Here is a 14,270-nt window from a genome sequence, read left to right as displayed (position 1 = left end):
GGCCCTGAATACCGCCGTCCAGGCCGCGCGTGCGGGCGAGCGGGGGGACGGCTTTGCCCTCATGGCCTCCGAAGTGCGCAATCTGGCGCAGCGCTCGGCTGCGGCGGCCAAGGTATCGAGGTCCTGATCGGTGATTCGGTCGAGAAAGTCGAGGCGGGATCCGTGCTGGTGGACCAGGTCACGCAGCAAAATGCGGCCCTGTTGGAAGAGGCGGCCGCGGCGGCCGAATCTAAGAAATTAAGCGCGCTTGCGCGGTGTCATGATGCCTTGGGGGGGGGGGGGCGCGGCAGCGGCTTGCTGGCGCTGTTGCCATGCCCTCAGTGCCTCTTCGTAGGCGGCCAGGTCTTCCTGGTACATTTCCAGTACGCAAAAGGTGCAACCGCTGTGGCAGCACTCGTCATTGCCAGGCTTGCTGGGCGCTTGTGGTTGCGGATCGTGGGGTGAAGGCGGGGTGGGCATGGTGAGGGCAGGCGACGGCGGAGCTCGCATCATACGGCATTCCGGCGTGCCATTGCTGGAACGCTTTTTGCTCAAAAATCACGGTTTCCGTGTACAGTTGCGGTGAATTAGGGTATCGTTTATAGTACTGATATTGTATCTTCTGCGCGCGATGTTCCGCCGGCGCGATCTCCGCCGCCATCGCAGCACATCTCTTCGACGCTCCCGCATACGCCATACAGCATGTCCCGGAGCACAGAGGTGCCGCAAGAACGATGATCCATGGCTTGCAAGACGGAGCTGCCTGTGCCCCGAAATGTTGTTTATTGAGAAAGCATGGCTTCCGCAGTGCGGAGGCACACCAGAAAATTTATGTCTGAAACCGAATCGACTCCTACGCCCAGCCCGGCGATTGCCCCTGAAGCGGCGCCCGTCGCTGCTGCACCTGTACCTGCACCTGCCGCATCCGCTGCTCCCAGCCTGACTTTTGCCGACTTTGGTCTCGCGCCTGAAATCCAGCGCGCACTGACCGATCAGGGTTACACCCATCCGACACCGATCCAGGAACAGGCGATCCCCGTGGTGCTGCAAGGCCGCGATGTGATGGGCGCCGCGCAAACGGGCACCGGCAAGACGGCCGGTTTTTCCTTGCCGATCATCCAGTTGCTGTTGGCGCATGCCAGCAGCAGCATGTCGCCAGCCCGCCACCCGGTGCGCGCGCTGATCCTGACGCCGACGCGTGAACTGGCGGTGCAGGTGGCCGAAAACGTCAAGGCCTACGCCAAGCATACGCCGTTGCGCTCGACTGTCGTTTTCGGCGGCATGGACATGAAACCGCAAACCGTCCTCCTGCGCGGGGGCGTGGAAATCGTCATCGCCACGCCGGGCCGCTTGCTTGATCATATCGAGCAAAAGAACATTAGCCTGAGCCAGGTGCAGATGCTGGTCATGGATGAAGCCGACCGCATGCTGGACATGGGCTTCCTGCCGGACTTGCAGCGCATCATTAACTTGCTGCCGAAACAGCGCCAGAACCTGATGTTCTCGGCCACGTTCTCGCCAGAAATCAAGAAGCTGGCTGCAACCTTCCTCAACGATCCGCTGACGATCGAAGTGGCGCGCAGCAACCAGACGGCCGACAAGGTCACGCAAGTGATCTACAAGGTGACAGAAGACCAGAAACACGCCGTGGTGGCCCATCTGCTGCGCCAGCGCGACCTGAAGCAGGTCATCATATTTTCGAATACCAAGATCGGCGCTTCGCGCCTGGCCCGCGTGCTGGAGCAGGAAGGCATGAGCGCCACGGCGATCCACGGCGACAAGAGCCAGCAGGAACGCATGGCGGCGCTGGAAGCGTTCAAGAAGGGCGAGATCGATGTACTGGTCGCCACCGACGTGGCGGCGCGCGGCCTGGATATTTCTGACTTGCCTTGCGTTATCAATTTCGACTTGCCGTACAACGCGGAAGACTATGTGCACCGCATCGGCCGTACGGGCCGCGCCGGCGCCTCGGGCGACGCCATTTCGATCTATTCGGATAAAGACGAGCGCTTGCTGGCCGATATCGAGAAACTCATCAAGCAAAGCATCAAGCGCGGCGAATTGACGGGCTTCAATCCGGCTCCCGCCCGCAGCAGCGACAGCGAACGCCGTCCGCCGCGCCGCAGCGAAGGTGGCGAGGCGCGTCCCGCACGTGCACCCGAGAGCCGCCATGCTGGCGACAGCAGCCGCGACAGCCGCTCCGCCGAGCGCGGTGCGCGTCCCGCCTTTGGTCCTGGCGCCCGCCGCGAAAAGGCTGATCCCTGGTTCCTGAAGCCGTATGAACCGGCCAAGGCGGCCGCTCCGGCTGCTGCCAGCATGGCGCCTGTCGCGGCCAAGCCGAAGCAAAAGGTGGCGGCGTTGCTGGGTGGGTTGTTGAAGCAATAAGAGCTACTGTCAGAATACAGCGTCTGCTCTCGCGCGCCATCGCACCAGGCATTTTCATGTCGATGCGATGGCGCGTTTTACATTTTGGCACGCACCGAATGGTACAGATTGGCGGGAGGGGGGCATTACACCACCGGCTTTCAACATCAAGCAGCGATTGACGGCGCCTGTTTGCCAGTCCGGCAGGCCGGACTGGGTAATCTTGCGGCAGATGAATACCATGCTGCCGACATCACATCTTTAGTCAGCCAACTGCTCGCGATTTGCTATCCACCATTGCCGGCCCAGTGCAATCAGGCAGCCGAGGAAGAGTCCAAGCAGGGCGCTCGCCATCACGGCTGTGGATAGGCGAGTGGTGCGGTTTTCGGGCAAACTCGGGCCGGCGATGAAGCGGCTTTTTTCCAGATACAGATTGATAGAGTTTTGATTGTCGACCGTAATTTTGTTGTACACCTCTTTAACCAGTTCGTCATTCAAGTCTTTGGTTTTGAATGCGCGTTCCTTGCAGGCTTCCAGTGCGCGTAGCACGGCCTCGCCTGACTTGTTGGCGTCGAGTGTCGCTTTGGCGATATCGTAGTAATCACGTAACAACAGATATTGTTGCTGTTCCCGCTTAGCCTGGTAAATGGCTTCTTCCGCAGTACTGGCCTCGACCTCGGCACTCATCAGTTGCGTCACTGGCGACAGGTAACGCGCGTTTTCATCCGTCACGGTGACGACTTGTGATGTATTTTGCGCTTCAGCCTTCGGGTAGCGGGCAACAATCTGTTTGAGGTCCTTGATGCGCCTGCCGTACTCGGCCAATTTTTCCTTGCTGCCAATGATGTCATTGTCCAGCTTGGTGATTTTGGCGGTAATTTCCAGGTGCTTGAAGCGCAGCGAATCCGTATAGATCAGGTAAACAATCGTGTCCATGGTGTAACGGCCCAGCAGGGCGACCATGCGTTGCGCCTCCTCCGGGGTCGTTGCGTCGTAGCTGATGCGCAAACCGATCACATTATTGCTGTTCTCCTTGGGCTGCTCCATCAAGTCCTTGGCGTCGAGTTTGGTGAAAGGGAAAATTGGCACAAGGATTGCATTCAAGTTTTTCTCACTGGTGATGTTCTTGCGCAGACCAGCGATTCCGTGAGTATTGTCGAGTTTGACGGCTTGCACAAAGTCATCGAAGCGGCCGCGACTACCAATGGACTCCGAGTAGCGCTTGTAATCGCTGAGTTGGATGCCGGCAGCGGTTTCCTTGAAGTCTCTTGTTTTTGACATTTTTTCTGCCGACAAGGGGATGGCGCCGCCAAATTGCAGAAACCCCTCACTCTTGTACTTGGCTAAATACAGTGTGCTGCCCAGTCCCAGGGCGATAAAGGCCACGGTGATTCCAGCAATTATGCGACGCGCATGCCACAGTGTACTCAGGAGATCGGTTAGGGAAATCAAACCATCGTTGTATTCTGTGCTGTGTTGGGCGAACTCTTCCTGCTTTTTCATGTGATTTCTCAAATTATGTATAGATGAATAGTATGTCCACGGGAAGGCATGCAAGCTCTTGCTCTTCCGCTGCTAGATGCAGTTCCCAGGCTTGCGGCGAAATTAGCGCAATGCCCGTGCTTTGTTTTTTTCGGACCAGATCAAGTCCTCAATGCCGCATTGCGGCGTATATTCCTTCACCGCTTTCAGCAATACGGTTCGCACATCCTCATAGGCAAAGCGCTTGCAGGCGTCATCGAGCTCAGCCAGCAGTAGTTGCAACTCAGCGTGCGGTATTTCAGATTCCTGCGCGCGCATGATCAGCGGGTGTTCAGTCCCCTCGACATTGTCTCCGATGAGCAGTTCTTCGTATAGCTTCTCGCCGGGGCGCAGCCCGACATGTTCGATTTCGATGCCTTCTGGAGCCGACTTGCTCTTCACTTCCAGCCCGCTCAGATGCACCATGCGTTCGGCCAGATCCATAATCTTCACTGGAGCCCCCATGTCAAGCACGAAGACATCGCCGCCTTCGCCCATTGCGCCGGCCTGCAGCACCAGTTGCGCCGCCTCGGGAATGGTCATGAAATAGCGCGTAATTTCGGGGTGAGTCAGGGTGATGGGACCACCGGCCATGATCTGTTTGCGAAAGAGCGGGACGACCGAACCTGACGAACCCAGCACGTTGCCAAAGCGTACCATGCAAAAGCGCGTCTTGCCGCGTTCCTGTGCGAATGCCTGAAGTATCAGTTCAGCCAGGCGTTTTGTCGAGCCCATCACATTGGTCGGGCGCACGGCCTTGTCTGTGGAAATCAGCACAAAGCACTTGACCCCCGTATCCATCGCCGCTTGCGCAATACTGAGCGTGCCGAAGACGTTGTTGCGCACCCCTTCGACGGGGTTATACTCCACCAGTGGTACATGCTTATAGGCGGCGGCGTGATATACCGTTTCCACCGTAAAGGTACGCATGATCATCGTGCATTTTTCCGTGTCCAGCACAGAGCCCAGGAAGGGGACCAGTTCGAGCTCCTGCCCATGCGCTTGCTTCAGTCCCTTCAGCTCCTGCTTGATCGAGTACAGCGCGAACTCGGACATTTCCAGCAGAATGAGTCTGGACGGTTGCAGGCGGATGATCTGGCGGCATAATTCGGAGCCGATGGAACCTCCAGCGCCCGTCACCATCACCGACTTGCCGGTGATGCAGCTGGCAACCAGATTCAAGTCCGGCGCTACCTGGTCACGGCCCAGCAAGTCTTCGATTTCAATGTCGCGGACATCTTGCAGGCGCTGTTCGCCGCTGACCAGGCTTTCGACAGGAGGAGTTACCTTGATCTTCACCTTGAACACTTCGAGCTTGTCAAGAATGCGTTTTTTCTGACTTTTCGTTAACGACGGCATGGCGAGCAGGACTTCACTGATATTTCGCTTGGCAATCAGTTCCGCCAAGTCCGACGGGGCGTGGACCTTGATCCCGGCCATGGTCGTGCCTCTGAGTTCCTTCATGTCGTCGATAAAGGCCAACGGCTGATATTCGTGTCCGGCGCGTAAGGCTGTGGCTAGCTGTGTTCCCGCCTTGCCTGCGCCATAGATGGCAACCCGGACTGCCTTGTGCTCGGCATTCGCTTGCAGCAGGAAGCCGCGCGCCAGAAATCTGCTTGCCACCACGTAGGTGATTGCACTGACCCAGTAAATACCAAAGACACCGCGGGAAAGCCCTTGCATATGTGTCAGGAATGCACCCAAGGCTACCAGCAGCGCCACCGAAATCGTCACGCCCAATAAAATGACGTAAACGATTTTCTGGTCAATGAAGCGTATGACGGCGCGATACAAACCAAGGCGAATAAAAAGGGGAATCGAAATGAGTGGAGTTGCCAGAATAATCCACAAATATTGACGGAATAAATTGTAATCGACGACGTCATACCGCAGAAGAATGGCAAGGGCGAATGTCAACGGCAAAAGAAATAAATCAGCCGTTGCCGCGATCATTTGTTTATGGAAACGCGATATATCAAGAAAGGATTTCATTTCACTATTGTAGCGTGATGGTGTTGTTAAGCAGTGGTATTGTTATGATGCCTGCTCAACAATACGACGGCAGGAACCACATCAAGGTAAAGTCGGTATCTAGTGCGTTACGCCATCTCTGCGCACGACCTTCAGGAAGGTCAGGAAAATAATCTTGATGTCGAAGAAAAGAGATTGCCGCTGCATATACTCGGCATCCAGCCGTACTTTTTCAGGTATTGCCAATTCATCACGTCCGCTGACCTGGGCCAGGCCGGTCAAACCCGGCAAGATTGTGCTGACACCCTGCTGTGTGCGCAGTTCAATCAGATCTTGCTGATTGAATAAGGCCGGACGGGGTCCCACGAAACTCATGTCGCCGCAGAGGATGCTCCATAGCTGGGGTAACTCGTCAAGACTGGATTTACGCAGAAATGAACCTGCCGGGGTCAGAAATTGCTTCGGGTCGGTCAGCAAATGGGTCGCTACGGCCGGGGTTCCTGTGCGCATTGTACGGAATTTTGGCATCCGAAAAATACGATTGTGCCGCCCAACGCGGTCTGACCAGTACAGAACTGGGCCGGGTGAGGTCACTTTGACCAGTAGCGCAACCAGGACAATCGGTGGTAGCAGTATGATGAGTGCGATCAGCGACAGAGTGAAATCGAAAAACTTTTTCATGTTAGAACCGTTAATGGAGGGATAGAAAAGCGGAGGCAGTTTTGCGAACCGCCTCGGGCAGACTCACCACCGGCAACCAGTCCAGAGTTTGCTTAGTATGCGAAATATCCACTTGCAGTGATTCCAGCAAGCGCCGTGCTTGCATCGATTGACCCAGCATTGTGGCGACGAAGGTCAGGCATGACGCAGGTACAGGAAGCAGGCAGGCACGCTTGCCCATCGCCGCAGATAGCATCTTGAGCAATTGTCCGATGCTGACATCGCAGTCGTCCGAGACCATGAAGGTCTCACCGGCCGCTCTGGGGTGGGAGCTGCAGAGTATGAGTAGGTCGACGAGATTGTCCAGGGCCACCATGCTGCGGCGATTATGTACTGCGCCCAATGGTAGCGGCAGCCCGGTTTTGGCCAGCCGCATCAGGCGATGAAAATTGGCGCGTACGCCAGGACCGTACACCAGAGGTGGTCTCACGATCACCACTTCCATGCCGCTTTGTCGGGAGAATTCTCTCAGCGCACATTCGGCTTCATGCTTGGACTGTCCATAAGGGTCTTGTGGTGCTGCGATATCTGACGCAGTGAAGGGCTTCGTCGAGGTCGACTCCCCGTTCACCTTCACGCTGCTGACGAAGACAAATCGCTTCACACCGTGTTGTGCGGCCTGTCGTGCGAGGTTCATTGTTGCCGCAACGTTGATTTCCCGGTAAGCACCCAATGCATCCGCAGCGTTTTCCTGCATGACGTGTACTCGGGCTGCCAAATGAATGACAACGGAACAAGATTCCAGTGCTTCAGTCCATTTTGTTGTCGCGCTCAAATCACCGATTGGAAACATGGATGGCGTCAGTTTTGTTCGCGCGGCTGCGGAAAACCGGAGTTGGCGCCGCACCAGTTCTTCGCACAGCGCGGTGCCGACAAAGCCATTGGCGCCAGTAATCAGTATTTTTTGCATTGTTATAAGATAAGATTCTTGCGGTATTTTATGACGGCGGTACAGTTGATTCTGTAAGATAAAGTAAGTTTTGTATCTGTTTGCAACGGCATCTCATAAAGCACCGGCCATGCGCGGTGATCTATTTCATGCCCATGCGCAGGCATGTCTGTTTGATCGCTGCTGCTGAAAGAGCATGAACGCAAGTTATAAATCCGGCCAATGGCTTAATTGCGTCAGAAAAGGACTCGCAGCATACCATGCAAAGATGGCCGCCACTTCTGTTTCCATGGCGCGCCACCTTTTTCTGATACGTCGTTGCTATCGATGCAACGCTTCTGGGGACGGGGAACTTCGACCTACTTTTCTCTCGCAGGGTGCCAATGGATTGCGCTTGTCAGCGTCGCTCCCGTCAACCGCACCACCAGGCAGCTTGTCGGCTGGGATTGTCCGAAACGCGGGTGCCAGGTGCTTTCCACTATATTGAGCGTTCCCCCCCCCGTGACCCCGAAGTCGACTAGTTGGCCTTCCGGTAACTTCAACAGGCATTGTCGCTGCGAGCCCCCATCCATGATGCAGACATCGGGATGCAAGTGGAAGTGTGCTTCTGCCTTTCCGAAGGCGCCGCTTACCGTGTCGCACAGTTCCAGGGAGCCAGGCGCGATGCGCCAGGTACGGCTATGCAGGTTTTTGCCGGGAAGGCGATGATAGCCGTCGTGCGCGCAAGAAACCGAGATCGCATCCTGGCTGGGGTTGATCTGCAACGCTGTGGTGCGGGCGCGGCGTGCAACACGAAATCCGCTCCATACTTCGGAGGAATCTTGCTGGTCGACGCAGACAGTGTTGTGGGCGCTGGTCCCGCGCTGGCGCAGACGCTCAGTTCCAAGGCCGTATTCCGAGGTGCCGGAATTGACGAAGACGCGCTGCCCAAATAAAGACAGTTCGAATGACAGAGTATCGGCGTGGGCATGGCCAGGCAGGTAGTCCGGTCCAATCGGCCCTATATCGAGCAAGGCCACTGCCTGGTCTTGCTGAATGCGCAAGAAGCCGCTATCGGCCAGGTGGTGGACACCGTCCGGCAGTGTGAGCACACAGGCATGGCCCAGCCGTGACGCGTACTTTTCCAGTTCCGGCGTCGGCACGGCAATGTCGAAAGCGGCGTCATTGAAGAAGCTGATCAGCCTGTCAGGGTGGCTCATCGCCAGCAGCCAGGCGTGCATGGGGCCTGCCAGGGCACGCCAGCTATCGGTCAGTGCGCGTGCACGTGCGTCGAGAGCCGCACCGAACGCCTGCGTCACATTGTCCAGGTCAAGGATGTCTTCCAGCGCGAGCGCATGGTACATCGTGCTGCGTTCGAACTGGCCCCCGTCCGGCAGGATTTGCTCGGGAATCTCCCTGGCAAGGATTTGCATGCCCGTCGCCAGCCATTTCGCCGCCTCGGGACCCGAAAAAAAGAGCCCGGCAAAAATCAATGCCTTTGCGTTTGCAAACAGGTGGTTGCCTAGTAGGTGTATCTCCAGTCGCTTCGATAACCAGCGCACCTGGATTGCCAGACTGTCAAGTTCTTCTGGCGACAGCGGCGTGCCGTTCAGTGCCCATTTGATCCAGTTGATGACGCGCAGCGAAGTAGGGTAAGGCTCCCAGCCACTACCTTGCCCTGGCGGGTTTTCACGCATCCAGCGGAGCAGCAAACGGTGATGTTGCGCCCCGTGCCTGGTCGCGTCGCCGCTGTGCAGCATGTCGAAATAGTGCAGATTGTAACGCCACAGCTTGCTCACTGCGGTATCGTCCCACCCCTGCAGCGTATCCAGGTCATGTGTTTCATTCAGGAAGCAAAAAACCGCCTCTCCCGAAAGGCTGGCCGCGCGCGGCGCCGGCACCACCCATATGCCTGACAGTGGCCGCAGCGGAGGCGCCGGACGCAGGTCTGCACTTACCGGCCTGTACTTGAACCAGATCCGGCCGTAGAACTGAATGGGTTTCAGGTGTCGCAAGGTGTGCCAGTACCTGAGCGCCACGCCGTTCATCGGAGCACCCGCACGCAGGAAGCAAATTTTTTGCCTGTTCCGCCGTACTGGTTCAGCATTGTGCGGCGGCGGCGAGCGCGATCGTCACCCGGCTCACTTCCATGACTTCATCGTAAGGAATGGGGGGGGGGCCGCTATCTTGCATCGCCGCGACGAATGCTGCCGCGCATTGCTTTTGTCCCTTATCCTGCCGCCAAAGGTTCATTTTGGAAAAACCAGGCCAGCCGAATGCCGTCAGTTTGCGGAAGTTGTCTAACTGCAATACTCGGCCACTGGCGAAAATTTCCAGTCGTTCTTTCGGGAAGGCTTTGCTGCCATTGGCCAGATAGTGAATGGTGCCGATCGAGCCATCAGCGAAACCGAGCTGAAGTGCTACTGTGTCAGCGGTGGCTGCTTGCATCTTGTGTACGCGGTACTCGGTAATCTGTGAGCCGGCAAGAAAGCGTAGCAGATCAATGAAATGGCAGCCTTCACCCACGATACGGCCTCCGCCCACTTCATTGTCCTGTGTCCAATGCTGTGCGGGAATGGCGCCAGCATTGACCGTCATGACGAAGGTTTTCGGCTCGTGCATACTGTTCAGCAAGGATTTGATTTTTTGAACATGCGGCGCGAAACGGCGATTGAAACCGACCATGATCATGGCTGGATGGCCTGCCAGAGCTGCGGCGCGGTAGGCCATGTCGATCTTGTCCAGCTCTTCCGCGTGCAAGGCCAAAGGTTTCTCAACAAATACATGTTTGCCGGCAGCTAGCGCCTGGCAGACGAGCTTGGCATGGCTATCATGGCGGGTGCTGATGACGACACCGTGAACTTGCGGATCGGTGAATACAGAATCGGTATCGGTAGTGGTGGCGTGGAAACCGAATTTGCGTCCCGCATGGACGCCTGACACGCCATTATTTGACACCACCGTCTTCAGCGTCGCCGCCGCGCTCTTGAAGGCGGGAATCAAGACCGCCGTAGCATAGTTGCCCGATCCGATGAAGGCCAAACCTGCCCCGCGAGGCCCTGCGTCCGCCAGTTCAACCGTACGCTGGCGCAATACCGTGTCTGGAATGACCTCGTCGGATGGATATTCCAGCACAATACCGAGCGCTGGTGTGGTGCCCGACAGCAGGGCATAGGCACTTTCCGCCTGGTCGATAGTGAAGCGATGCGAGATCAGGGCGTCAACGTTTAGTCGACCGTCGGCCATCATGTCGAGTACGGCCTCGAAATTGCGCTGCTCGGTCCAGCGTACCAGGCCGACCGGATAGTCCTGGCCTTTTTCCTCGTAATTCGGGTCATAGCGGCCCGGTCCGTAAGAGCAGGAGACCTGGAAGCTGAGCTCCTTTTCATAGAAATCGGCGCGTGACAGTTCCAGCCCGGTGACACCGACCAGTACGATGCGTCCGCGCTTGCGCGACATCAATGCCGCTTGATGCACCGGTTCATTGCTGGTCGTCGAAGCGGTAATGAGTACGGCGTCGACGCCGCGCCCGCGCGAGAAGGCATTGGCCGCCGCCAGGGGGTCTTCGCCAGCGCTGAGATTGACGACCTCGGCACCATATTGTTTGGCTAACTGCAGCTTGGCGGGATCGTAATCTATGCCCAGTACGCGGCAGCCGTGTGCGCGCAGCAATTGCACTGTCATCAGCCCGATCAAACCCAGACCTGTCACCACGACCGCTTCACCGAGCGTTGGTTGTACCAGGCGGATGCCTTGCAGGCCGATTGACGCCAGCACGGTGAATGCGGCCTGGTCGTCGGAGACACCTGGCGGAATCGTCGCGCACAGATTCATCGGCACGCTGACCACTGCCGCGTGCTTGCCGTTCGATATTACGCGGTCGCCCAGCGTGATGCCGTTGACGCCCTGTCCTGTTTGCAGCACCGTGCCGACATTGCAATAACCCAGAGGCAATGGCTGATCTAGTTTGTTGAATACCGCTTCGAGGGTCGGCGCCAGGCCGTCCGTTTTAATTTTGTCGAGTACCATGCGCACCTTGTCGGGTTGCTGGCGGGCTTTCTCGATCCAGCCTGCCTTGCCGAACTCGACCAACATGCGCTCGGTGCCGACGGATACCAGCGTGCGCGATGAACGTATCAATACCCCGCCTTTGCCCACATTAGGACAGGGCACTTCGGCCACGGTGGTAGCGCCTGTTTTCAGGCTTTGCAAAATTTGTTTCACTTGTTACTCCATACCTCTGAGAGGATTAAATAGCGCTGTCGCTCCGTTGGCCCGCTTTCAGGACCAGCGCGTCCTTGTCTTGACGGTTGGGATAGTTGATCAGGACGGCGCGATACGTGCCCTTAAAAACAAACAGGCTGCCGGCAGCGGCACCAATGATGTCGAAGCGGCGAATCAGGTCGCTCACGTCTTGCAGGCTGCCGGCGCCGCCCAGGGCGGTCATGGGCAGCGTGATTGCCGCCCGCACGGTGTCGATCAGGTCGACATCGTAGCCCTTCATCTGGCCGTCGCGCTCGATCGAATTGATGACAATTTCGCCGGCACCAAGCGCCTGCATTTTCTTTGCGAGTTCGGCCGGGCCGAAGCCGCTGCCACGGCTGCCATTGTGGGTGAATACCTCGTACTTGCGAAACAGGCCGCTTTTTTTGACGTCCAATACGACGACAACGCTTTGGCTTCCAACCTTTTCGGCGGCCCGGGAAACGAGTTCCGGGTCAGCCAACGCCGCCGAGCTCAGGGCGACTTTCTCGACGCCAAGGCCAATGATTGTTTGTATCTGTTCGACCGTTTTTACGCCGCCTCCATAGCACAAGGGCATGCGGCATTCGGCCGCCAGCGACTTAATCAATGCATAGTCGGGTTCGCGCTTGTGTGCGGTGGCGTCGATATCGATGACGATCAACTCGTCAACTTCCTTCTCATTGAAAATGCGCACGGCGTTCAGTGGGTCGCCGACATACTTTGGGCTGCCGAAGTTGACGGTCTTGACCAACCCGCCATTCTGGATCAGTAGGCAGGGAATGATTCGTGGTCGTAACATCTTACAGCTCCGCAAAATTCTGTAACAACTGGATGCCCCATTGATGGCTCTTTTCGGGGTGGAATTGCACGCCAAAGACGTTGCCGGCGTTGACGCTGCAAGTGAATGGACCGTTATAGTCAGCCACCGCCAGCACGTCTTCCTGCTTGTGTGGGGAAAAATAATACGAATGCAAGAAATAGAAGCGCGCGCCCGCGTCCAGGTTTTTGAACAGGCTGTGGGGGCGCTGCGGCATGACGTCATTCCAGCCCATGTGCGGCAGATGGGTCTGTTGCAGCATGTGTGAGTCGTCAAAGCGCTTGACATCGGCGTCAATCCAGCCCAGCCCGGGCAAGCTACCCTCGTCGCTGCGTGTGGCCAGCATCTGCATGCCGACACAGATGCCGATTACGTGGCTGTATTCGCCCTGCACCAGCTGGTCCAGACACTCGCGCATACCCGATTCTTGCAGGCGCGTCATCGCCCAATCGAAGGCGCCCACGCCTGGCAGAACGATTTTTTTTGCGCCGCGCAGCTCCGCTGCATTGGTGGCGATAGTAACCGGAATGCCGAGACGTTTGTAGATGTTGGCGACGGCGAGTACGTTGCCCAGGCCATAGTCGATGATGGTAATCATCGTTTGCCGCCCAGCTCCAGACCCAGGAATTTCATGACCTTGGCGCCAAACAGGTAAAAACTTTCCTGCGACTTATAGTCTTTATAGCTTTTGTTGGGGGCATCCATATAGCTTTGCAGCTCGGCAACGGTAATGCCCAGCTTCGTCGCCACGTATTCGAACTCCTGGCGTGCCACGTCCTCGCTCAAGGCCGGCTGCTTCAGGTTTTCCAGCGCTTGGGCCCGGGTCATCTGATTGGTTACGATCAGGCTTGCATACTGAACGCGGCGTGTATCGTAGCCGAATTTCTTTGGCAGCCAGTAGCCCTCGTAGAAGCGCGTGAAGCGCGATTCGAAGTGTTTTTGCGGATACGGTTGCCAGTCGAATTTCTGCTTGAGCAGTTCAACAGCCTCTTCCTTGATATATGGTCCGAAGTTAAGCGGACGCACGATTTTGATCCCTTTGATGTAGGGCAAGTAAATCTTGTGACGCAAAATGGAGGTTGTCGGGAAATTCTTCAGGGCCTTCTTGCCGAAGCGGCGATGAATGTCGTGCAACTGGATGGAATCGGACTGGTAGTACATCCATTCGATGGGATTGCGAATGCACTCGGTCGACAGGTTGGCTCCGGTCAGAATGTACTTGATACCATGTTTTTCGGCGAACTTGTACATCGTCGCGAAGAAGGCGTAGTCTTGCGGGGTATCAATGTGCGAGACGCCCGACTTGAAGAAGGCGAGCTGCAGGTCGCGCATTTCCTGCCAGTCGATTACTTCGGTGTACAGGTCGAGCTTGAGGCAATCGACAATGCGTTCGATATTGTTAACTGCTTCTTGCGAGTTCCAGCCGGCATCGACGTGGAAGACGAGCGGGCGCAAACCCAGCTTTTCCTTCGCGATATACGTCAGGTAGGAACTGTCGATGCCACCGCTCATGCCAATGATGCAATCGAAATCCTTGCCTTCACCGGCAACTTTGATGGCGGCGGCCAGCTTGTCCAGTTCCTGCTGGCCACGGGCGTCCGTGTGCCAGTTTGGGGCGATTTTTTCCTTGAAAGTGGTGCAGTGATCACAGACACCGTTCGCGTCAAAGGTAATCTTTGAGTCGGACGTGTCCATTACGCAATTGGTACAAATTTGATAGTTTGACGTGGCAGCGGACGACATAATCGTTCTTATTCCCAGAAGTTGATGTTGCAATTATATTGG

11 protein-coding genes and 1 pseudogene are annotated in these 14,270 nt (G+C 56.7%); 2 read left to right on the top strand and 10 right to left on the bottom strand.

The genetic code is table 11. The features are described from left to right. Position 1 precedes the first annotated feature (1 nt). Positions 2 to 231, top strand: a pseudogene (locus tag ACQ4WN_RS00745) (methyl-accepting chemotaxis protein); the annotation flags it as partial. Between the two features lie 6 nt (positions 232 to 237). Here ACQ4WN_RS00745 and ACQ4WN_RS00740 read toward each other — a convergent pair. Beyond that, the gene (locus tag ACQ4WN_RS00740) at positions 238 to 492 is read right to left on the bottom strand and encodes an oxidoreductase-like domain-containing protein (RefSeq protein WP_436549826.1); all 255 of its coding nucleotides are present in this window, start codon (positions 490 to 492) and stop codon (positions 238 to 240) included. Between the two features lie 318 nt (positions 493 to 810). Between ACQ4WN_RS00740 and ACQ4WN_RS00735 the strand changes: the two genes are divergently transcribed. After that, a complete protein-coding gene (locus tag ACQ4WN_RS00735) occupies positions 811 to 2,364 on the top strand; it encodes a DEAD/DEAH box helicase (protein WP_436549825.1) in 1,554 nt (517 codons plus the stop codon). A 240-nt stretch (positions 2,365 to 2,604) separates the two neighbouring features. Here the strand turns inward: ACQ4WN_RS00735 and ACQ4WN_RS00730 are convergent, their stop codons facing one another. The 9 genes from ACQ4WN_RS00730 to ACQ4WN_RS00690 form a co-directional block, all read right to left on the bottom strand. Beyond that, on the bottom strand, positions 2,605 to 3,846 hold the full coding sequence (locus tag ACQ4WN_RS00730; protein ID WP_436549824.1) for a GumC domain-containing protein: 1,242 nt from the start codon (positions 3,844 to 3,846) through the stop codon (positions 2,605 to 2,607). A 102-nt stretch (positions 3,847 to 3,948) separates the two neighbouring features. Beyond that, positions 3,949 to 5,856: a polysaccharide biosynthesis protein gene (locus tag ACQ4WN_RS00725; RefSeq protein ID WP_436549823.1), complete on the bottom strand. Its 1,908-nt coding sequence runs from the start codon at positions 5,854 to 5,856 to the stop codon at positions 3,949 to 3,951. 99 nt (positions 5,857 to 5,955) lie between these two features. Continuing rightward, the gene (locus tag ACQ4WN_RS00720; protein WP_436549822.1) at positions 5,956 to 6,516 is read right to left on the bottom strand and encodes a sugar transferase; all 561 of its coding nucleotides are present in this window, start codon (positions 6,514 to 6,516) and stop codon (positions 5,956 to 5,958) included. Between the two features lie 10 nt (positions 6,517 to 6,526). After that, a complete protein-coding gene (locus tag ACQ4WN_RS00715) occupies positions 6,527 to 7,465 on the bottom strand; it encodes a UDP-glucose 4-epimerase family protein (RefSeq protein ID WP_436549821.1) in 939 nt (312 codons plus the stop codon). A 338-nt stretch (positions 7,466 to 7,803) separates the two neighbouring features. After that, complete coding sequence (locus ACQ4WN_RS00710; protein WP_436549820.1) at positions 7,804 to 9,471, bottom strand: heparinase II/III family protein; 1,668 nt, start codon at positions 9,469 to 9,471, stop codon at positions 7,804 to 7,806. A 52-nt stretch (positions 9,472 to 9,523) separates the two neighbouring features. Further along, positions 9,524 to 11,647 (bottom strand): bi-domain-containing oxidoreductase, encoded by a 2,124-nt coding sequence (locus tag ACQ4WN_RS00705; RefSeq protein WP_436549819.1) that lies wholly within the window; start codon positions 11,645 to 11,647, stop codon positions 9,524 to 9,526. Positions 11,648 to 11,672: 25 nt separating this feature from the next. Next, positions 11,673 to 12,467 carry an AglZ/HisF2 family acetamidino modification protein gene (locus ACQ4WN_RS00700; protein WP_436549818.1) on the bottom strand — a complete coding sequence of 265 codons (795 nt, stop codon included), beginning with the start codon at positions 12,465 to 12,467 and terminating at the stop codon, positions 11,673 to 11,675. 1 nt (position 12,468) lies between these two features. Then, the gene (hisH, locus tag ACQ4WN_RS00695) at positions 12,469 to 13,083 is read right to left on the bottom strand and encodes an imidazole glycerol phosphate synthase subunit HisH (RefSeq protein WP_436549817.1); all 615 of its coding nucleotides are present in this window, start codon (positions 13,081 to 13,083) and stop codon (positions 12,469 to 12,471) included. Next, entirely contained in the window at positions 13,080 to 14,228 is a 1,149-nt protein-coding gene (locus tag ACQ4WN_RS00690) for an N-acetyl sugar amidotransferase (protein ID WP_436549816.1), read from the bottom strand. The genes hisH and ACQ4WN_RS00690 overlap by 4 nt, the downstream gene beginning before the upstream one ends. Between the last annotated feature and the right edge of the window lie 42 nt (positions 14,229 to 14,270).

The organism is Janthinobacterium pasteuri, from assembly GCF_051380775.1.
Classification (GTDB): domain Bacteria; phylum Pseudomonadota; class Gammaproteobacteria; order Burkholderiales; family Burkholderiaceae_D; genus Janthinobacterium.
This window is presented reverse-complemented; position numbering and strand designations above follow the sequence as displayed.

Coding starts and splice junctions, on each gene's coding strand:
- hisH (WP_436549817.1), bottom strand. CDS start 13,083: ATGATTACCATCATCGACTATGGCCTGGGCAACGTACTCGCCGTCGCC.
- ACQ4WN_RS00710 (WP_436549820.1), bottom strand. CDS start 9,471: ATGAACGGCGTGGCGCTCAGGTACTGGCACACCTTGCGACACCTGAAA.
- ACQ4WN_RS00730 (WP_436549824.1), bottom strand. CDS start 3,846: ATGAAAAAGCAGGAAGAGTTCGCCCAACACAGCACAGAATACAACGAT.
- ACQ4WN_RS00740 (WP_436549826.1), bottom strand. CDS start 492: ATGATGCGAGCTCCGCCGTCGCCTGCCCTCACCATGCCCACCCCGCCT.
- ACQ4WN_RS00725 (WP_436549823.1), bottom strand. CDS start 5,856: ATGAAATCCTTTCTTGATATATCGCGTTTCCATAAACAAATGATCGCG.
- ACQ4WN_RS00715 (WP_436549821.1), bottom strand. CDS start 7,465: ATGCAAAAAATACTGATTACTGGCGCCAATGGCTTTGTCGGCACCGCG.
- ACQ4WN_RS00690 (WP_436549816.1), bottom strand. CDS start 14,228: ATGTCGTCCGCTGCCACGTCAAACTATCAAATTTGTACCAATTGCGTA.
- ACQ4WN_RS00700 (WP_436549818.1), bottom strand. CDS start 12,467: ATGTTACGACCACGAATCATTCCCTGCCTACTGATCCAGAATGGCGGG.
- ACQ4WN_RS00735 (WP_436549825.1), top strand. CDS start 811: ATGTCTGAAACCGAATCGACTCCTACGCCCAGCCCGGCGATTGCCCCT.
- ACQ4WN_RS00720 (WP_436549822.1), bottom strand. CDS start 6,516: ATGAAAAAGTTTTTCGATTTCACTCTGTCGCTGATCGCACTCATCATA.